Annotated in this window: 21 protein-coding genes; 13 read left to right on the top strand and 8 right to left on the bottom strand. The window is 39.7% G+C overall.

Features of this window, described 5'->3' with window-relative positions; all coding sequences use genetic code 11:
• Positions 1-3: 3 nt before the first annotated feature.
• Positions 4-1176: an efflux RND transporter periplasmic adaptor subunit gene (locus J8L98_RS23560; protein ID WP_210998491.1), complete on the bottom strand. Its 1173-nt coding sequence runs from the start codon at positions 1174-1176 to the stop codon at positions 4-6.
• Between the two features lie 284 nt (positions 1177-1460).
• Between J8L98_RS23560 and J8L98_RS23555 the strand changes: the two genes are divergently transcribed.
• Entirely contained in the window at positions 1461-2063 is a 603-nt protein-coding gene (locus tag J8L98_RS23555; protein ID WP_210998490.1) for a TetR/AcrR family transcriptional regulator, read from the top strand.
• On the opposite strand, the gene J8L98_RS23550 is transcribed toward J8L98_RS23555, so the two are convergent.
• From J8L98_RS23550 to J8L98_RS23525, 6 genes are all read right to left on the bottom strand, one after another.
• A complete protein-coding gene (locus tag J8L98_RS23550) occupies positions 2047-3891 on the bottom strand; it encodes an ABC transporter ATP-binding protein (RefSeq protein ID WP_210998489.1) in 1845 nt (614 codons plus the stop codon). The two genes, J8L98_RS23555 and J8L98_RS23550, sit on opposite strands and share 17 nt — an antisense overlap.
• A gap of 227 nt (positions 3892-4118) precedes the next feature.
• Entirely contained in the window at positions 4119-4565 is a 447-nt protein-coding gene (gene fur / locus J8L98_RS23545) for a ferric iron uptake transcriptional regulator (RefSeq protein WP_210998488.1), read from the bottom strand.
• Between the two features lie 105 nt (positions 4566-4670).
• Positions 4671-5198: a flavodoxin FldA gene (gene fldA, locus J8L98_RS23540; RefSeq protein WP_210998487.1), complete on the bottom strand. Its 528-nt coding sequence runs from the start codon at positions 5196-5198 to the stop codon at positions 4671-4673.
• Between the two features lie 14 nt (positions 5199-5212).
• Positions 5213-5491: a LexA regulated protein gene (gene ybfE, locus J8L98_RS23535; protein ID WP_010363446.1), complete on the bottom strand. Its 279-nt coding sequence runs from the start codon at positions 5489-5491 to the stop codon at positions 5213-5215.
• 2 nt (positions 5492-5493) lie between these two features.
• Entirely contained in the window at positions 5494-5715 is a 222-nt protein-coding gene (locus J8L98_RS23530; RefSeq protein WP_192507580.1) for a DUF2788 domain-containing protein, read from the bottom strand.
• An 86-nt stretch (positions 5716-5801) separates the two neighbouring features.
• Positions 5802-6566, bottom strand: a complete 765-nt coding sequence (locus tag J8L98_RS23525; RefSeq protein WP_210998486.1) for an alpha/beta fold hydrolase — start codon at positions 6564-6566, stop codon at positions 5802-5804.
• A gap of 126 nt (positions 6567-6692) precedes the next feature.
• On the opposite strand from J8L98_RS23525, the gene seqA reads away from it, so the two are divergent.
• The 7 genes from seqA to J8L98_RS23490 all read left to right on the top strand — a co-directional run bounded on the left by seqA (position 6693) and on the right by J8L98_RS23490 (position 14759).
• Positions 6693-7235 (top strand): replication initiation negative regulator SeqA, encoded by a 543-nt coding sequence (gene seqA / locus J8L98_RS23520; RefSeq protein ID WP_192507578.1) that lies wholly within the window; start codon positions 6693-6695, stop codon positions 7233-7235.
• 10 nt (positions 7236-7245) lie between these two features.
• The gene (gene pgm, locus J8L98_RS23515) at positions 7246-8883 is read left to right on the top strand and encodes a phosphoglucomutase (alpha-D-glucose-1,6-bisphosphate-dependent) (RefSeq protein ID WP_210998485.1); all 1638 of its coding nucleotides are present in this window, start codon (positions 7246-7248) and stop codon (positions 8881-8883) included.
• A gap of 125 nt (positions 8884-9008) precedes the next feature.
• Entirely contained in the window at positions 9009-10043 is a 1035-nt protein-coding gene (astE, locus tag J8L98_RS23510; RefSeq protein ID WP_210998484.1) for a succinylglutamate desuccinylase, read from the top strand.
• 260 nt (positions 10044-10303) lie between these two features.
• Positions 10304-11521 (top strand): thiamine pyrophosphate-dependent dehydrogenase E1 component subunit alpha, encoded by a 1218-nt coding sequence (locus J8L98_RS23505; RefSeq protein ID WP_192507575.1) that lies wholly within the window; start codon positions 10304-10306, stop codon positions 11519-11521.
• A complete protein-coding gene (locus tag J8L98_RS23500) occupies positions 11521-12498 on the top strand; it encodes a transketolase C-terminal domain-containing protein (RefSeq protein ID WP_192507574.1) in 978 nt (325 codons plus the stop codon). The genes J8L98_RS23505 and J8L98_RS23500 overlap by 1 nt, the downstream gene beginning before the upstream one ends.
• Positions 12499-12507: 9 nt before the next feature.
• A complete protein-coding gene (locus J8L98_RS23495; protein ID WP_210998483.1) occupies positions 12508-14070 on the top strand; it encodes a dihydrolipoyllysine-residue acetyltransferase in 1563 nt (520 codons plus the stop codon).
• Between the two features lie 293 nt (positions 14071-14363).
• On the top strand, positions 14364-14759 hold the full coding sequence (locus tag J8L98_RS23490; RefSeq protein ID WP_210998482.1) for a hypothetical protein: 396 nt from the start codon (positions 14364-14366) through the stop codon (positions 14757-14759).
• A 90-nt stretch (positions 14760-14849) separates the two neighbouring features.
• On the opposite strand, the gene J8L98_RS23485 is transcribed toward J8L98_RS23490, so the two are convergent.
• A complete protein-coding gene (locus tag J8L98_RS23485) occupies positions 14850-15392 on the bottom strand; it encodes a hypothetical protein (RefSeq protein ID WP_210998481.1) in 543 nt (180 codons plus the stop codon).
• Positions 15393-15819: 427 nt separating this feature from the next.
• Between J8L98_RS23485 and J8L98_RS23480 the strand changes: the two genes are divergently transcribed.
• From J8L98_RS23480 to J8L98_RS23460, 5 genes are all read left to right on the top strand, one after another.
• On the top strand, positions 15820-15960 hold the full coding sequence (locus J8L98_RS23480) for a hypothetical protein (RefSeq protein WP_210998480.1): 141 nt from the start codon (positions 15820-15822) through the stop codon (positions 15958-15960).
• Positions 15953-16384 carry a helix-turn-helix domain-containing protein gene (locus tag J8L98_RS23475; RefSeq protein WP_247682680.1) on the top strand — a complete coding sequence of 144 codons (432 nt, stop codon included), beginning with the start codon at positions 15953-15955 and terminating at the stop codon, positions 16382-16384. Before J8L98_RS23480 ends, J8L98_RS23475 begins: the two co-directional genes overlap by 8 nt.
• A complete protein-coding gene (locus J8L98_RS23470; protein ID WP_210998479.1) occupies positions 16381-16524 on the top strand; it encodes a hypothetical protein in 144 nt (47 codons plus the stop codon). Before J8L98_RS23475 ends, J8L98_RS23470 begins: the two co-directional genes overlap by 4 nt.
• Positions 16517-16705, top strand: a complete 189-nt coding sequence (locus J8L98_RS23465; RefSeq protein ID WP_210998478.1) for a hypothetical protein — start codon at positions 16517-16519, stop codon at positions 16703-16705. The genes J8L98_RS23470 and J8L98_RS23465 overlap by 8 nt, the downstream gene beginning before the upstream one ends.
• 356 nt (positions 16706-17061) lie before the next feature.
• Positions 17062-17571, top strand: coding sequence for a hypothetical protein (locus tag J8L98_RS23460; protein ID WP_210998477.1), 510 nt, complete (start codon positions 17062-17064; stop codon positions 17569-17571).
• Positions 17572-17749 lie beyond the last annotated feature (178 nt).

Below are 17749 nucleotides of genomic sequence, written 5' to 3'. Positions count from 1 at the left end.
GTGTTACTCTCCTTTATCAGCTATTGCGATAGGCATTCCAGGAAAGAAGATACGCGCGAACCCTTCCGTGATGACAGGCTGACCATCGGTTAATCCGCTTCGAATTACCCAATAGTTCTTATCGTCTAAATGTACCCATTCACCCACCTCGACAGGTGCTGGTAGTGCGACCATAATCCCTTGTTCATTTTCTGTGGCAACATAAACAAACTTACCTGTGCCATTATCAAGTACGGCTCGTTGTGGCAAAAGTACTGCATTGTTTCGCACGGCGCCAATAAGCTCTACACGAACAAATTGCCCTGGTCGTAGCTGACCCGTGGAGTTTTCAACTTTGGCTTGGAGCTCACTTGTTCCGGTATACCGATTAACGCGAACATCACTAAAGTTTACTTTGCCCATACTCTCGTGAGTGGACCCGTCCTGAAGAATCAATTTTGTATCGAATTCATTATTTTTGGGTAAGCTTAAGTTGCCATTCTCAACATCTTTACGCATTTGAAGTTGTTCGCGCTCAGAAAAGCCAAATCGTACACGCATAGTGTCAGTTTCGGTCAACTCGGTTAACAACAGTTCAGGGCCTGATACATAGCTTCCTTCAGAGACTAACTCACGGCCGATCATGCCAGAAACAGGCGCCTTTACGTGTGCGTATTCCAAGTCTAACTTTGATTCATTCAAAGCAACCTTGGAGGAAGCGAGGTTCGCCACTGCGATATCATAGTTTGATGCAGCATTATCGAAATCTCGTTTTGATACTGAACGCTCATTTTTGAGCTTTTGTAATCGGTCGCGTTCTCGTTTTGCTTGTTTTACGGTTGCAACCGCCACATTGACTTCAGCTTGAGCTTTCTCTACTTCCAATGTAAAGGGCTCTAAGTCTAAGGTAAATAGGGACTGACCCGCAGATACTTTCTGTCCTTCTTCGAAATTACGAGATTCAACGATACCCGACACGCGAGCACGGATCTCAACCTCTTTGTTACCAGCGAGGGTTGCAGGCAATTTAATTATGATTGGTACCGATGTCCTTGATACAGGCTCTACACTTACCTGAGCGGGTGGCATACCGCCTGCTGATTGTGCTTCAGGCATATCTTGGCATGCGGTTAATAGCGTAAAAGATGCTATTAACACGGAAATTTTTTTTAAACGACTGTTAAGTGGGGGATACATAAACACTCCAAATCCTATTTTATGTTTATAAGTAAATTTATAGACATAAGTGTTATCACGAGTTGGCAATATAGTGGGTCAGGGCGATTGACAACTCAAATAGACTACCTTGCACAGTTCATTTCATACCCAATACGACATAATGTAAAGAAATTAGGGTGACTTTTATGCAAGTAAACACAAGTGTATACTTTTTGCTATATAAGGTAAACGGTATCGTGTACTATTTATTTGTGCTATTTTTTATTAAAATGTGGCCCACCAATTATTTATATTTGTAACTTATGCCGGATTACTCCATCAAACAGCAAGATATTTTAAAAGCGGCAATTGCGCAATTTGCCCAATTTGGTTTATCAGCAACGACAATGGAAGCGATTAGTAGCGAAGCAAAAGTTTCAAAGCGAACCTTATATAAACACTTCCCGACTAAGGACGCCTTGTTTGACACCGTAGTTTCGCAATTAATTGAGCGGATCACCCCATTGACTGCGATTCAATTTATTCCGAACTACCAATTTGAATCACAGCTAAAACATTTGGCAATTAGTGCTCTAGCGCTATTGAATGATGAAGATTATCTTACTTTGTCGAGAATCGTCATGATTGAATCTATGCGCTCAAAAGAGCGCGCAGAAAGTTTGAAAGGGCGCTTTTTAAATTGTGAAAAATCAATGTTGCAATGGTTTCAAGATGCGGCAGATACCCAGTGCTTAGGTGAATTTAGTCCAGAATTTGCGGCAGGCTTTTTTTGGGGAGGACTTAAAAAGTTGAGCTATTGGGAGCAAACAATTAGTTGGAAAGCGCCACTTAATGAAGCAGCGCTTGATGAATTAGTTGACCAAGCATGCCGGATCTTTTGTTATGGGGTCACTCCAACCCAATAAAGCCCCCAGTTTGATGAGCCCATAATTTGGCGTAAACACCATTTTGTTTTAATAGTACCTCGTGTGATCCTTGTTCAATAATTTCTCCTTGTTCCATTACAATGAGGCGATCCATTTGTGCAATAGTTGATAACCGGTGGGCGATAGCGATAACCGTTTTATTGGTCATTAAGTCATCTAAACTATCTTGAATTGCAGACTCAACCTCTGAATCAAGGGCAGACGTAGCCTCGTCTAAAATAAGGATTGGCGCATTCTTTAGTAACACTCTTGCGATGGCGATGCGCTGACGCTGCCCCCCAGATAACTTGATCCCGCGTTCACCAACTTGTGCATTAAAGCCTGTGTTGCCGTGGCTATCTTCTAAATCTTTTATAAAGTCAAATGCCTGTGCTTTTTTTGTAGCGGTGATTAATTCTTCTTCGCTTGCTGTCGGTTTACCATACAAGATATTATCTGCGATGCTGCGGTGCAATAAAGACGTATCTTGCGTAACCATTGCAATAAGCTGGCGTAAACTCTCTTGTTTCACATCTGAAATATTTTGGTCGTCTATCGTTATTGCACCACTGTTTAGGTCATAAAACCTCAGCAATAAATTGACAAGTGTTGACTTTCCGGCCCCTGAGCGGCCAACTACGCCAATTTTCTCACCGGGTTGAATTGTTAAGTTGAGGTTATTTATAACACTATGTTCTTTGGATTTATCTTTGCGTTTATAGGCAAACTGGATATTTTTGAAGGTTATTTTTCCAGCCTGATATTCCAGTTGAGGTGCGTTTGGTTTATCTGTGACATCGAGCTCTTGAGAAAGGCTGGAGATTCCGTCGGTTACGGTACCAATGTTTTCAAATAAACCACTTATTTCCCACATTATCCATTGAGCCATCCCATTTAACCGCAATGCTAAACCAATTGTAATCGCAATAGCGCCTGCGGTTATTGCACTATATGACCATAAATAGATTGCGACGGCGGCAACGGTAAATACCAATAAATAGTTAACAGTTTGAACACAGACATTCAAACTGGTTACAAGGCGCATTTGTTTGTATACCGGTTCAATAAATACTTCCATACTTTCTTTTGCATACTGTTCTTCCCTTTGTGTATAAGAAAACAACTTAACAGTAGAAATATTAGTATAGCTGTCGACGATACGACCTGTCATTTCTGAACGCGCGTTGGCTTGCTCAGTTGAAATATTCTTCAACCTAGGAATAAAGTACAACTGAACCGCAATGTACAAAAATAACCACAGTACTAAAGGAACCATCAGTCGGGGGTCAGAACTCGCGACAAGGGTGAGCATCGCGGTGAAATAAACAAGAATATAAACCAGAACATCAAGTAACTTCATTACAGTTTCCCTCACGGCTAGGGCTGTCTGCATTACTTTCGTTGAAATTCGACCAGCGAATTCATCTTGATAAAAAGCCATGCTTTGCTGTAACAAATATCGGTGAGCTTGCCAGCGAATAGACATAGGGTAGTTACCCAGCAAGCTTTGATGGATAATTGCTGAGTGAAAAAAAGTAATGAGAGGCAAGGCAATAACCGTGACTATGGCCATGAAAACGAGCTCTGATTTTTTTTCAATAAAGAGCGTATCTGGTGTGTAATGTGATAGCCAGTCAACTAAGTCTCCCATAAAGCCGAACAAAGCCACTTCGAGTATTGCTAACAAAGCTGCGCTCAAAGACATAATACCTAGCGGCCACTCCATACCCTTGGTATAAAAACGACAAAATGAAAAAAGTGACTTTGGCGGCTGAGCTACATTGGATTGAGGAAATGGGTCAGTGAAACGCTCAAAAAGCTTGTACATTGCAATTATCCTTTATGACTAAGGTAGGTATTGTAACTTAGACTGTTTAAATATCCAGTAGATACTAGTGTTTAATCTGGCTTAGCAATAAAAAGGGAGGAAAGAGTGAAAGTTAAATCGTTGATTACTTTGAAGCAAGTGGCATCTATAACTTAAAGAGCCAACAGGAAAGCGAAAAAAATGCATGAAAAAACCGGCTAGGTAGCCGGTTTTAAAAATGCACAATGTTAGTTGCCGTTTTCATCCGCATACTTTTTGCACGCTTCCGTGTCTTCACATTCACCATATAAATACAACGAGTGATTAGTCAAACGTATGCCATTTTCGTTAGCAATTTGTATTTGACGAGATTCAATCATCTCATCCTCAAACTCAACAACTTTACCACATTTTAAACATACTAAGTGGTCATGATGAGTGCTACCTGATAATTCAAAAACAGACTTTCCACCTTCAAAATGGTGACGTGTAACAATGCCAGCATCATCAAATTGGTTTAGTACACGGTATACTGTTGCTAAACCAATTTCTTCACCTTTATCGAGTAAAATCTTGTACACATCTTCAGCACTGATGTGTTGGTTGTCAGGTGATTGTAATATTTCAAGAATTTTTATTCTTGGTAATGTTACTTTTAAACCTGCTTTTTTTAACTCTAAGTTGTGATCAGTCATTCACTCTGTCTCAATTAATTATAGTTTTGTCTTAAGTCATTCGCACGACGCTGCTTTGACTTAAGAATAACGCGCTAAAGCGTGAAGTGCAAAGTAGTCTTTTATTTAGTCTTCAAGCTCTGAAAGACACATTTCATCATATACTTGCTTACACCATGCTTTTACACGTTGTTCTGTCAATTCTGGTTGACGATCTTCATCAATCCCTAAGCCAACAAAGTGATTGTCATCAGCCATGGCCTTAGATGCTTCAAATTGGTAACCCGCAGTTGCCCAATGTCCAACAACAATCGCGCCACGCTCGGTCACAATGTCGTTGATCATACCCATAGCATCTAAGAAGTACTCAGCGTAATCTTCTTGATCACCACAACCGAAAATCGCGACTAGTTTACCTTCAAAGTCGACTTCTTCAAGTTCTGGAAAGAAATCATCCCAGTCACATTGTGCTTCACCATAATACCAAGTAGGGATGCCAAACAAAATTAAATCGAATTCAGCAATTTCTTCTTTACTACTTTTTGCAATGTCTTTGACGTCAATGAGCTGCTTACCCAGCTCTTTTTGAATCATTTTAGCAACATGTTCTGTGTTACCGGTGTCACTGCCGAAAAATATACCTACGCTTGCCATTAAATACTTACCTTCTATCTGTTATTCGCTAATTTCTCTTGCAAGATGGTCTCTATCAGAGCACTGCGGCTAATGTTTTGCTCATCAGCCATATCGCTCAATGCTTGGTAAAGCTCTGACGAAACCTTAAATTCAACACGTTTTAAACCTCTGGCGCGATCTCTTTTTATTTGATTGCGCTTATTGACTTTCAACTGAACCTCTCTGGGGAGTGGGTTAGTTTTTGGTCTTCCTGGTCGCTTTTCATTTTCAAACAAATCAATCGTTGTTCTGTCTGTTTCAGATTTGGCCATTTTTATCCAACACCTGCGCCTTGCCAAAAGACTTGAATTAGCCCTTTAGCAATAAAACCAGAGCAGCCTAGAAACAATACTAACCACACAGTATATCGACCAAACTTGGGCACATCACCTTTTTTTAAAACGTCTTGAATTGCCATTCCGATAAAAAAGAAAATACCCGCTAAAGCGAAATACAGTCCTAAGGTTTCAAATTCATTAATATACTGGCTGACCATATGCACCCAACTGAAAACTTAAACGGCGGCTACTATACCATACTCAATAAAGATAAATTAAGAGCGGTACAACAAAAACCGAACAATTATTGAAGAAAATCAATAATTGAATTATTTACAGGCAGTGGTTTTTCTGCATGTAGCCAATGGCCAGTACCATGAATAACTTTAGCAGTTGCGTTGGGAAATATGGCCACAATTGCCTCGCGATGCTCAGCAAGAATGTAATCAGAGTTATTTCCCTTGATAAATAATGCATCGCATGAATTGCCTGCATAAGCTTTTATGTTAGAAATGATACTCTGATAGTTTGCAGAGATAACAGGTAAATTAAATTTCCAACTAAAATTGCCGTTTGGATTCTTGGCCAAACTTTTCAATAAAAATTGACGAACCCCCGCCATTTCTACGTGCTCGGATAGAATTTCATCTGCTTGTTTTCTACTAACGACGTGTGGATGTAGAGAAACTTTATTAAGGCCGTTAATAATTTCGTTATGGCGGGGTTGATAAGTAACAGGTGCAATATCGAGCACCACAAGTTTTGTGACTTTTTCTTTATATAGGGTCGCGAACTGCATGGCAACCTTGCCACCCATAGAGTGGCCTACAACATGCGCTTTCTCTATGCCAAGGTGGTGCATTAATTCAACGATATCGTTTGCCATGACGTCATAGTTCATCTGGTTATCATGAAATGATTGCCCGTGATTACGCAAGTCAACATTGACCACCGTAAAGTGTTCAGACAAGGCTTTTGCGATTATATTGAGGTTCTCTAGTGAGCCAAACAGGCCATGCATCAAAATTAGGTTAGGACCTGTTCCTGTTTGCTTATAGTTTAGTAACATATTTTCTCCAATGTATCTGTGCTAATTGTGCCAGTCAAAGACATAAATGCAAAGCCGTAGAGTAATCTGTGAAATCAGGATATAATCATTTTTAGATGCATTAATACCAGTAATGACAGGAAAAGCATGAAAAAAATAGAAATAGATGACGAGCTTTATCAATATATTGCCAGTAACACTCAAAGTATTGGTGAGAGTGCCTCGCAAATCTTACGTCGTTTATTAAATTTGACTCCTGATAATAGTATTCAATCGATTACGGAAGATGACGCGGAACCAGTAGCGACTGAAGTGGCGGTCGAAGACACAGTCACTAAAGTGTCAGAATCTTCAGCTAACGTATTCAATATTTTAAATAAAGAAGAGCTTGCTATGCAAAAAGGTGTTGTTGGCAGGTTTTTGTTTATTTTATGTGCCTTACATCGTACACATAAAACAGCGTTTAAAAAAGTACTTGATATCAAAGGCCGAGATCGAATTTACTTTGCGACAAGCAAAGAAGCGTTGCTTGAAAGTGGTAGTAGTATGAACCCAAAAAATATTCTGGACAGTGAATATTGGGTGATGACCAACTCAAACACAACTCGTAAAAAAATGATGCTTCACGAGGTTGCACTTGGCCTAGGTTATAATGAAGCACAAGCTGAAACTATCCGAGACTACCTATAAGGAAATCTTAATGGCAATTCATCCCGGTGCAGGAAAAAAAGCTGCGCAATCAGAGTTAGTTAACATCCCTAAATTGATGTCTGCATATTATTTGAATGAACCCGATCTAGAGCAAAATCCAGAACAGTGTGTGGCTTTTGGTACTTCAGGGCATCGAGGGTGCTCTTACAATGTCAAATTCAATGAATCGCATATTTTAGCGATAACGCAGGCTATTTGTGACCACCGTAAAGCGCATAATATTTTTGGCCCATTATTTTTAGGTAAAGATACCCATGCACTATCTGAAGCTGCCTTCAATTCTGCTATAGAAGTATTAGTCGCAAACGAAGTGCAAGTTATTACACAAGATAACGATGACTATACGCCTACACCTGTGATCAGCCACGCGATTGTCACCTACAATAAATCTCACCCTAATGAGTTAGCCGATGGGATTGTAGTCACGCCGTCACATAATCCACCCCAAGATGGTGGCTTTAAATATAACCCACCGAATGGGGGGCCCGCTGATACTGATGTCACGAAATGGATTGAAGACAGAGCAAATCAATTACTCATTGAAGATCTCGTTGAAGTAGAGCTATTCCCGTATGCTAAAGCAAAACGTTCTGGCTTTATTAAATACGAAGATTTAATGACACCGTATATTGATGACTTAGAGAACATTATAGACTTAAAGGCAATTGCTGCTGCAGGTATAACCATTGGGGTTGACCCACTTGGGGGGTCTGGCATCAACTTTTGGCCAATTATAGCTAAAAAATATGACCTAAATCTAACCGTAGTCAATGATGTTGTCGACCCAGCATTTGGATTCATGCCACTGGATAAAGATGGCAAAATTCGTATGGATTGCTCATCTCCTTTTGCAATGGCTAATTTAATCGCTATTAAAGATGATTTTGACATTGGCATAGGTAACGACCCAGACTATGACCGTCACGGCATTGTAACCAAAGATGGGTTGATGAATCCAAATCACTTTTTAGCCGTTGCCATTGATTATTTATTAAACCACAGAGACTGGCCAAGCGACGTTAAAATCGGTAAGACATTAGTGTCTTCAGGCATGATTGATAAAGTAGTGCAAGCCAATAATCATGAAGTATATGAAGTACCTGTTGGGTTTAAGTGGTTTGTTAAGGGGCTCAATAAGCAATGGTTGGCGTTTGGCGGGGAAGAAAGCGCCGGGGCGTCTTTCTTGCGTTTGAATGGTGACGTTTGGAATACCGACAAGGATGGGTTTATCCTTGGTTTATTGGCAGCGGAAATATTGGCTGTGACTGGCAAAACCCCTTCGCAGCGATATAAAGAGTTAGAGGCCAAGTTTGGCGCACCACTATATAAAAGGATAGACGCACCAGCTGACACAGCTCAAAAAGATAGGCTGAAAGCCCTGAGTGAAAGCGACGTAACAGCGAACATATTGGCCGGTGATAAAATCACCCAGATTTTAACTCGCGCACCTGGCAATAATGCCTCAATTGGTGGTTTAAAGGTTGTGACTGAGTTTGGCTGGTTTGCTGCACGCCCCTCAGGTACCGAAGATATATATAAAATCTACCTTGAATCATTTAAAGGTGAAGCACATCTGGCTCAGCTTGAGCAAGAAGCAAAAGAGTTAGTTGATTCTGTTATTAGCTAACTTATTTTTATTTGAAGCCATGCGTGATGCATGGCTTTTTTGTATCCTTAAATAAGCAGACAGACGTCATTGTAGTCGGGTTAATTAAGGGTATTTACTCTCACATTATTATAACAGGTGGCTGTATGTACCTTGAAGCATTAAAAAAAACTGGGGATTTTTTAACCCTAACACGTGAAAATGAATTCGACTTACCGGCTAGCAATTTCACGCTGGATAACGGCACATTAGTTGAAGTACTTGATACAGGCGTTATTCAGTTTACTCCCCAAGGCAACACCTTAAAGGATATTGTTCTATCAAGTGCGGTACATGGTAATGAAACAGCGCCCATCGAAATATGCGATCAGTTAATTCAATCGATCATAAAGGGCGAACTCATACTAAAACAGCGAGTATTGTTTATTTATGGTAACCCGAAATCAATTAATATCGCTAACCGATTTGTTGAAGAAAACTTAAATCGACTCTTTAATGGTGAACATGCAAAGGGAGAGATCACAAACCCAGAGCGCGTTCGAGCAGCAAAATTAGAAACCTATGTGACTGACTTCTTTACCAGTGTAGAAGAAGGGCGTTACCGCTGCCATTACGATTTGCACACGGCAATTCGTGGATCTAAAAATGAAAAGTTTGCGGTCTATCCATATTTGCATGGCAAACCATGGAAAAAACAACAATTACAGTTTTTACTGTCTTGTGGCGTAAATACGGTATTAACAATGCGTTCTGCAGCAACAACCTTTAGTTATTTTTCGTCATTTCAATTTGGTGCCGATGCCTTTACCGTCGAACTTGGGCAAGTAAAACCATTCGGTGAAAATGACATGGCTAGATTTGCAAAAACCAAAGATACATTGACCGCATTAATTAGCCAAGAGGAAGTGAAATATCGAGATTTTAATGCGCAGGATTTTGAGTTGTTTCAAGTTCATCGAACAATAAACCGAACACATGATGAATTTTCTTTCCCATTCCCTGACAGCGCAGTGAATTTCACGGGTTTTTCTAAAAATGCTTTATTGGCTACAGATGGTGATACACAGTATTTTGCGGAAGTCGAGGGTGAGGCTATAATCTTTCCAAATGCCAAAGTTGCACTAGGTCAACGTGCACTGTTAACTGTTATTCCAATGGAAATAAATGAAAAATTCATTTAATTCATTGTTATAAAAGGTTTTTTGTTTCCGTATTGAAAACTTTCCAACTTATATAATGCAAATTAAGGGTTATTCACCTACTATCAGTTGAATAACCCTTTACGTTAACGTAAAGTGAAGGTCGCTTTAATTTAATCAATTTGCATTTGTCGCACAGATTATTCGTATAAGAAATAACGCGAATGTGTAGATATTCCAAAGCTCAAAAATTGGTGTCTCATAGTTTGCAAATGTGTTTCGACAACAAGAGAAGGTAGGTTATGACTAACCCCAATAACATATCGCTAAATATCAGTCATGCGCTGAAGTTTATTGATAGCCATGCCCTAAATATTCCAACACTGACAATACTTGGTGAAAATGGAGAGATATTGGAAGGCGCAACAGCCCCTGATATCGATCAAGAAACTGCTTTAAACCTATATTCGACCATGCGCTTTATTCGTTTATTAGATGAGCGTATGCAAGCTGCACAGCGCCAAGGGCGAGTGAGTTTTTATATGCAGTGCTTAGGAGAAGAAGCTGCAATTACAGCAAGTGCAGCTGCGCTTAAGCCAGAAGACATGATCATGGCCCAGTATCGTGAACAAGCAGCATTGGCATACCGAGGTTTCACTCTAGAACAGTTTATGAACCAGCTTTTCTCTAACGAAAAAGACTTGGGTAAAGGGCGTCAAATGCCCGTTCATTACGGTTCAAATGAATTACACTACCTAACTATTTCATCGCCTTTAGGTACCCAAATCCCACAAGCGACAGGGTATGCCTATGGACAGAAACTAAAACACATTGATCCTAAAACCGGTGAACTTAGTTCTGAAATTGATAATTTGACCATTTGTTATTTTGGCGAAGGCGCCGCGTCTGAAGGTGACTTTCATGCAGGTTTGAATATGGCCGCAGTGCATGAGGCGCCGGTATTATTCTTTGCAAGAAACAACGGTTATGCAATTTCGACCCCAGCCGACGAGCAGTTTAAAGGCGACGGGATTGCCTCTCGCGGCGTAGGTTACGGCATAAAAACGATTCGAGTGGACGGCGGTGATGCATTAGCAGTGTTTGCAGCAACGCAAGCTGCTAGAAAAATGGCTGTTGAAAATGGTGAACCCATTTTAATTGAGTCTATCGCTTATCGTTTAGGTGCCCATTCAACATCTGATGATCCATCTGGGTATCGTAGTAAAGAAGAAGAAGCCGAATTTAAAGATAGTTGCCCAATTGAACGTTACAAGAAATGGCTATTAAAACAAGGGTGGCTAAATGAACAAGAAGATGAAGCTGAAAAAGATAAGATCAGAGAAGATATTTTAGCAGCATTAAAAGTAGCAGAAAAAATTCAAAAGCCAGCACTCGAAGAGTTAGTATCAGATGTATATGACCAACCGATACCGGCTTTGCAAAAACAATACGAAGAACTTAAAGAGCACATAAAACAACATCCAGAAGCATATCCAGTGACCGCAGGGAGAATTAAATAATGGCTAAAATGAACATGTTACACGCCATTAACTCGGCACTCGATATTACAATGGCTGAACATAACCAAGCGTGTATTTTTGGTGAAGATGTAGGTCATTTTGGTGGCGTTTTCAGAGCCACTTCAGGTTTACAAGAGAAGTATGGTAAACACCGTGTTTTCAATACACCACTGACGGAACAGGGTATCTTAGGTTTTGCTAATGGTTTGGCCGCTTTTGGTGCACCGGCATTAGCTGAGATCCAATTTGCTGATTACATCTTCCCTGCATTTGACCAAATCGTCAATGAATCTGCCAAGTTCCGCTACCGCAGTGGCAATGAATTCGATGTAGGTAATTTGACCATTCGTACACCATATGGTGGTGGTATCGCAGGAGGGTTATATCATTCACAATCACCTGAAGCATATTTCGCCCATACTCCAGGATTAAAACTGGTTGTGCCACGTAATCCATACCAAGCAAAAGGTTTGTTGCGTGCATGTATTCAAGACGATAACCCCGTTATTTTCTTTGAGCCCAAACGTTTGTATCGTGCGTCGATTGGTGAGGTGCCTGAAGAAGACTATAGTATCGAAATCGGCAAGGCTGAAGTGGTAAAAGAGGGTACAGACGTCACTCTTTTAGCATGGGGAGCCCAAATGGAGATCATCGAGCAAGCAGCTCAAAAGGCAGAAGAAGCAGGGGTTAGTTGTGAGATCATTGACTTGCGTAGCATTCTACCGTGGGATGTTGACACAATAGCTAAGTCTGTTGTGAAAACGGGCAGACTCATTATTAGTCATGAAGCACCAATAACAAATGGCTTTGGTGCGGAAATAGCAGCCACGATTCAAGAAACATGTTTTTTACACTTAGAATCACCTATCGCTAGAGTGTGTGGTCTCGACACGCCATATCCATTAGCGTTAGAAAAAGAATATGTGCCAGATGCGCTTAAAGTATTTGCTGCAATTAAAAAGTCTGTAGAGTTTTAAGGAGTAGTCATGGCTAAAGAATTTATTTTACCTGATATTGGTGAAGGTATTGTGGAGTGCGAAGTTGTCGAATGGCTTGTTGCTGTCGGTGATGAAGTGAAAGAAGATCAGCCAATTTGTGATGTTATGACAGATAAAGCACTTGTTCAAATTCCTGCTGTACATGATGGCGTGATAACAACGTTACATTATGCTAAAGGTGAAATCGCTAAGGTACATGAGCCACTTTTTGCAATGGAAGTTGCTGGCGTGGAGTCAGTCAATGATTCTCCGGCAAATAACACGCAAGATAATGTAAATTCAGCAACACATTTTGAAGATTTTATTTTACCTGATATCGGTGAAGGAATTGTTGAATGTGAAATTGTCGAATGGCTTGTTGCACAAGGGGATGAGATTAAAGAAGATCAAGCTGTGTGCGATGTTATGACTGACAAAGCACTGGTCCAAATACCGGCTAAATATGATGGAATTGTTGAAAAGCTCTATTACCAAAAAGGTGAGATTGCACAGGTACATAGCCCGTTATTTCAAATGCGTTTAGCAGGTAACAGTGGTGGAACTTCAAGTCAAAGTGTCACTTCACAGACCCCAACAGAAAACATAAAAACTGCTGCTGAGCCAGTAAAAACACAACTCGCTGCAAATGGCAAAGCGATTGCATCTCCTGCGGTAAGAAGGTTAGCAAAAGAAAGAGACCTAGATATTAATCTAGTGCCAGGCTCGGGTAAAAATGGACGGGTTTATAAAGAAGATATAGCTCGCTTTGTATCAGGTAATACTGAGCAAGCACCAGTAAATACATCGAATCACAAGGTCGACACGCAAACTGATATTGTAAATAAATCAGTTGAAATCATAGGAAACAGCACACGCGTTGAACCAATTCGAGGCATGAAAGCGGCTATGGCGAAACAAATGGTCGCATCCGTTTCAACGATCCCGCACTTTACATTTAGTGATGAAATTGATTTAACTGACATAATCGCTCTACGGAAAGATCTGAAAGAGCAATATGCAAAAGACGGTATAAAGCTAACCATGATGCCATTTTTCATTAAGGCATTGTCTTTAGCAATTAAAGCGTTTCCAATTGTTAACTCACAAGTGAATGATGCTTGTACTGAACTAACATATTTTGATGATCATAATATTGGCATGGCGGTTGATTCTAAACTGGGCTTATTAGTCCCGAACATTAAACAGTGCCAAAATAAATCAATTGTTGATGTTGCTCAAGAAGTAACTCGTTTAACCAATGCCGCAAGAGAAGGGCGAGTCTCACCAAATGATTTAAAAGGTGGCACGATTTCAATTTCAAACATTGGTGCAATTGGTGGCACAACCGCAACGCCTATCATTAATAAACCAGAAGTCGCCATTGTTGCACTGGGTAAATTACAACATTTGCCGCGCTTCGATGAGCAAGGTAATGTCGTATCACGCTCAATAATGCAAGTTAGCTGGTCTGGCGATCACCGTGTAATAGATGGTGGTACAATCGCACGCTTTAATAACTTATGGAAAGCCTACTTAGAAAATCCTGCCAAAATGATGATGGCAATGAGCTAAGGTCTACTTTGTCACGTTTTCAATAATGACCGATTCTCATTAAATCCCCACAGTTGTGGGGATTTTTATATCTATGGTTTTTAAATATTGAATTAATAGCTACGATAATAATTTTTATATATTATTAATCACAAATTTCGTTTTTTATTTTCAATGCTTTCAGAAACTATCCAGTTATAAACAAAGACCGCAAGTGTTTTAAATATATTGTAATCGTTCTCAATTGAAATAAAGCTCATTAAACGCTACATTGTCTCACAATCTATTGGAATACTTATGCTATGGAGTTAGCAATGAAAAAATACAATTCATTAACCTTGTTATTTGTGAGTACTTTTCTAGCTGTGTTTTCTGTTTCTGCAGCACAGACAAAAAATATTAATGGCCTTTGGGAGGATGTAAATAATGAACATTTTAAAAATGGACACATGATTGTATCCCAAGATAAAGACGCTATATATATAACCCATTACGTAGAGTTTAAAGGTCTTCCCCTAGTTGAGTATGGTATCGGAAGTCGCTCAGGAAATACGATAGAATATAAGGTTAAGGTGACTCAAGCTATTCCTGGTTGGACTACAGAAGGCACTCATACTTTGGCACTTTCAAATGACGGTAAGCAGTTAGTTGGCTATTACAGCTCAGATGGAAAAAAAGGCCCATTAAAATTTAAAAAAATTGGAAAGTAATTTCACCCTTAGCGTTGCCAATTAAAGTTCATGGTCATTTTAACATAATGTAAATGACCATATATTTCATCACGAAAGAGCTGGTAATGCTCAATCAGAATGCGCAGACTTGCGTTTTCCTATACTTGCAAAAGCTTCAATACCGCTAACTATTTTATTAATTCCTTTTGACCCACCGGCCATTAGCGCACCCATCGTAAATAATTCAAATGCATTGAACAAAATGAGCTGTAGTGTAGGGATCCCAGAAAAAGAAAATACATCTGAAAAAATGCGTATTCCAACTAGCCCCATGGTTAAACCTATTAAAAACCCTACAATGCCAGCTTGTTTTGTTGTTTCTGCCCGGTAGCTAGCTAATAATTCTGTCGCTTCAATTCGTTCACCTTTATTGCCATTATCAATTCTATTTACGAGTTTAATTTTTCCAGGTTGTCGGTAAGCTATGACATACAATTCGACAATACGCTCAACGATGAGTGATAAAAACAGTAACCTTAACAATAATAAAATAAACTCCTGCGGCTGGGTGAATCCAATCCAAGTTAAGTTTTGGCCAATAGCAAAAAAGTGAGAGCATATCGACAAAGAAAGTACTGATATGATGCTAATAAAAATATATTTAATGTTCATAATATAACAAAGCAATCCAAATTTTATATGAGTGAAATCAAACGGATGATGAGTCTGACATCAGCCAATTATTTTTAGTCCCTATGATTAAATTTTTTTAAATTAAATTCAATGTTTCATATGTGAAATAAATCTGGCTACTTAGTGATCGTGAAATAGAAGTGAGTGCGCAGTTGTTGATATGTATAACGTCAAATAATCTAATAACCCTATTAAAAAGCGAGAGGAGTGGTAGAAGAGAAAATGCCTTAAAATATAGAACCACAGTAAACTTAACATAATATTTGTATCGCAAAAAATCTCTATCATTAATAACCAAACCAATAGCCCAATCACTAGCAGGAGTTTAATTTATTCGTAACGGCAGTGGTGGTGACAAAAAGCTTAATTTAATCAGCTTCGTATTACCATAAACCCGAACCGAGCAATGTTCAGTGAAAACCAAGGCTATAGAAAGCCAAGTGCTAAAGACGTGGTGCGGTGTCGCCAGCGAAGAACAGTCGAAGCAATGCTAGAAGAACAGGCCATTGAAAGGGCGTATAGCATAGAGGGCCTAGTCGATGAGTGAGCTAAATGTCATGAGTGAACTAAAAGTCGACTTAAGAGCGTTACCTGCGGGCATTCGTGCATTTGTAGATGTGTTGGGTGTTGAAAAAGCCATTGGCGTACTCACTGAGCAGGGCGGTCAGGTGTTTTATATTCCCAAGCACCCCACGCCAACGTGTGAGTTTGTAAAGGTGTTTGGTATGGATATGTGCATGGCATTATCACGCTATGCAGAGCAGCAATACCAAGTGCCCATGCTCAACAAAGTACTGGCACAAGTACGTAACCAAACCATTGTAAACGAAGTGGCCAAAGGCACCACCATTCAAGAGCTGGTAAAGCGCTTTAAAATTACGCGCCAGTGTATAAACAAAATTCTACATGAGTACAACGCGTATGAAGTAAGCGACGCTTACCGTGAACAGCAAATGGAGTTTAAGTTATGAATTTAGCAATGAAACAGCTTGCTGTTATTGGGTTAGTCACACTCGGTTATGTGCTAGGCCATGTTAGTTGCTCGCCTAAACAAGCTATCGAACCACGTTGTTTAGACAAGTCTATCGCCCCAGCCAAACCAAATGGATAAAAACAACTTTGCGCTGCTCACCGCTTTACAGTTAAGCGGTGGCAGCGAACCCAAACCATGGATGCTCAAAGCTGGTATTGCCATGTTGAGCAACCATATCGAACAACGTAAACACCTTGGGCTACCGATTTTAGAGTTAGAAAAAGAGCTTGAAGAGGCTAAGGGGTTTAAACCTGATTGATGATAATTGGGTTTAAACCTCTTGCTATGACAGACAACGGACATTTAGTTATAACTCGTTTATGCCCCAAAATGTGCTTAGGCGAATGCTTCAAAAGAGCGAGCTTTGGACATTAGAATACTACTTTTCAGTGAAGATTTTATGTCCAGTTCTAATGAGTTGCTCCTATAGTCATGAAAACGACCCAATCGCTCGTCTTTATCCTGAGGTAAAAGCGATAACTCCTAAATTTTAATAACACTGGCAATTAGTTAACAAGTTTGTTAAAAGTAATCTAATAAGTAAAACGAGCTACATTGTGGTTGAAAAACACGCAATTAGCTCGCTATAAACATGTTAAGTTACTAGGATAGGACGTGCGTAAATTTATAAATCTAAGTAAATATAGGCAAAAGGAGCTTAACTCCAATTTCCCAGAACTATTTAAAATTTACGGCGCCGAAGATTCATCTCACTATAATAGAATAGCAGTGTCGGTTTTTGATCATTGGTTAACTCGTGAAGAGTTTCAAAATGATTACCCTTCAAGAGAAGAGCATTTGCAGAGAAATGAGGCTTTGTACAGTTTTGCTAAAGTAATGGCAGCAAATACTGAAGTGCTTAATTTCAAATTCAAAGGTAAATGGGATAAGTGTTACCCATGCTTCAGAAAATTTGGCTCTCAAGAAGCTATGTTGGATTACTTACAGCCAGCAGGTGATAACGATTCATCAGATAAATTCTGCAAATTAGTTCTACCCGAATTTAAAGCAGTGTATTTTGAAAGTTGGGATTACACGAATGTTTATTACATTCAAAATGATAGTGTCATATCTGAAATTAAAAAATGGGCTAGTGAAGCAGGCGTATATTGCTTAGAGTATTAGTAACTTAACAAAGCGCTTAAAGGGCGGACACAAAAAGCTTGGCTGTGCTCGTTCCTCGCAAATTTTAGCCAAGCATTTTGTGCCGTTTAGCACGGCGTTGAGGCTGTAGAATTACTTGTTTCAGGAACTGATCTTACACTGATAGACTTGTTTACTTTTTAGCCTTGAATCGACTGTT

Source organism: Pseudoalteromonas sp. MMG013 (assembly GCF_018100885.1).
Classification (GTDB): domain Bacteria; phylum Pseudomonadota; class Gammaproteobacteria; order Enterobacterales; family Alteromonadaceae; genus Pseudoalteromonas; species Pseudoalteromonas aurantia.
The sequence above is the reverse complement of the archived record's forward strand: the minus strand, read 5'-3'. Positions and strand labels throughout refer to the sequence as shown.

Coding starts and splice junctions, on each gene's coding strand:
- fldA (WP_210998487.1), bottom strand. CDS start 5,198: ATGGCAAGCGTAGGTATATTTTTCGGCAGTGACACCGGTAACACAGAA.
- ybfE (WP_010363446.1), bottom strand. CDS start 5,491: ATGGCCAAATCTGAAACAGACAGAACAACGATTGATTTGTTTGAAAAT.
- J8L98_RS23475 (WP_247682680.1), top strand. CDS start 15,953: ATGAGTGAGCTAAATGTCATGAGTGAACTAAAAGTCGACTTAAGAGCG.
- J8L98_RS23525 (WP_210998486.1), bottom strand. CDS start 6,566: ATGTTACTAAACTATAAGCAAACAGGAACAGGTCCTAACCTAATTTTG.
- J8L98_RS23470 (WP_210998479.1), top strand. CDS start 16,381: ATGAATTTAGCAATGAAACAGCTTGCTGTTATTGGGTTAGTCACACTC.
- J8L98_RS23550 (WP_210998489.1), bottom strand. CDS start 3,891: ATGTACAAGCTTTTTGAGCGTTTCACTGACCCATTTCCTCAATCCAAT.
- J8L98_RS23555 (WP_210998490.1), top strand. CDS start 1,461: ATGCCGGATTACTCCATCAAACAGCAAGATATTTTAAAAGCGGCAATT.
- J8L98_RS23530 (WP_192507580.1), bottom strand. CDS start 5,715: ATGGTCAGCCAGTATATTAATGAATTTGAAACCTTAGGACTGTATTTC.
- fur (WP_210998488.1), bottom strand. CDS start 4,565: ATGACTGATCACAACTTAGAGTTAAAAAAAGCAGGTTTAAAAGTAACA.
- J8L98_RS23490 (WP_210998482.1), top strand. CDS start 14,364: ATGAAAAAATACAATTCATTAACCTTGTTATTTGTGAGTACTTTTCTA.
- J8L98_RS23560 (WP_210998491.1), bottom strand. CDS start 1,176: ATGTATCCCCCACTTAACAGTCGTTTAAAAAAAATTTCCGTGTTAATA.
- astE (WP_210998484.1), top strand. CDS start 9,009: ATGTACCTTGAAGCATTAAAAAAAACTGGGGATTTTTTAACCCTAACA.
- seqA (WP_192507578.1), top strand. CDS start 6,693: ATGAAAAAAATAGAAATAGATGACGAGCTTTATCAATATATTGCCAGT.
- J8L98_RS23495 (WP_210998483.1), top strand. CDS start 12,508: ATGGCTAAAGAATTTATTTTACCTGATATTGGTGAAGGTATTGTGGAG.
- J8L98_RS23480 (WP_210998480.1), top strand. CDS start 15,820: ATGTTCAGTGAAAACCAAGGCTATAGAAAGCCAAGTGCTAAAGACGTG.
- J8L98_RS23505 (WP_192507575.1), top strand. CDS start 10,304: ATGACTAACCCCAATAACATATCGCTAAATATCAGTCATGCGCTGAAG.
- J8L98_RS23465 (WP_210998478.1), top strand. CDS start 16,517: ATGGATAAAAACAACTTTGCGCTGCTCACCGCTTTACAGTTAAGCGGT.
- J8L98_RS23485 (WP_210998481.1), bottom strand. CDS start 15,392: ATGAACATTAAATATATTTTTATTAGCATCATATCAGTACTTTCTTTG.
- pgm (WP_210998485.1), top strand. CDS start 7,246: ATGGCAATTCATCCCGGTGCAGGAAAAAAAGCTGCGCAATCAGAGTTA.
- J8L98_RS23500 (WP_192507574.1), top strand. CDS start 11,521: ATGGCTAAAATGAACATGTTACACGCCATTAACTCGGCACTCGATATT.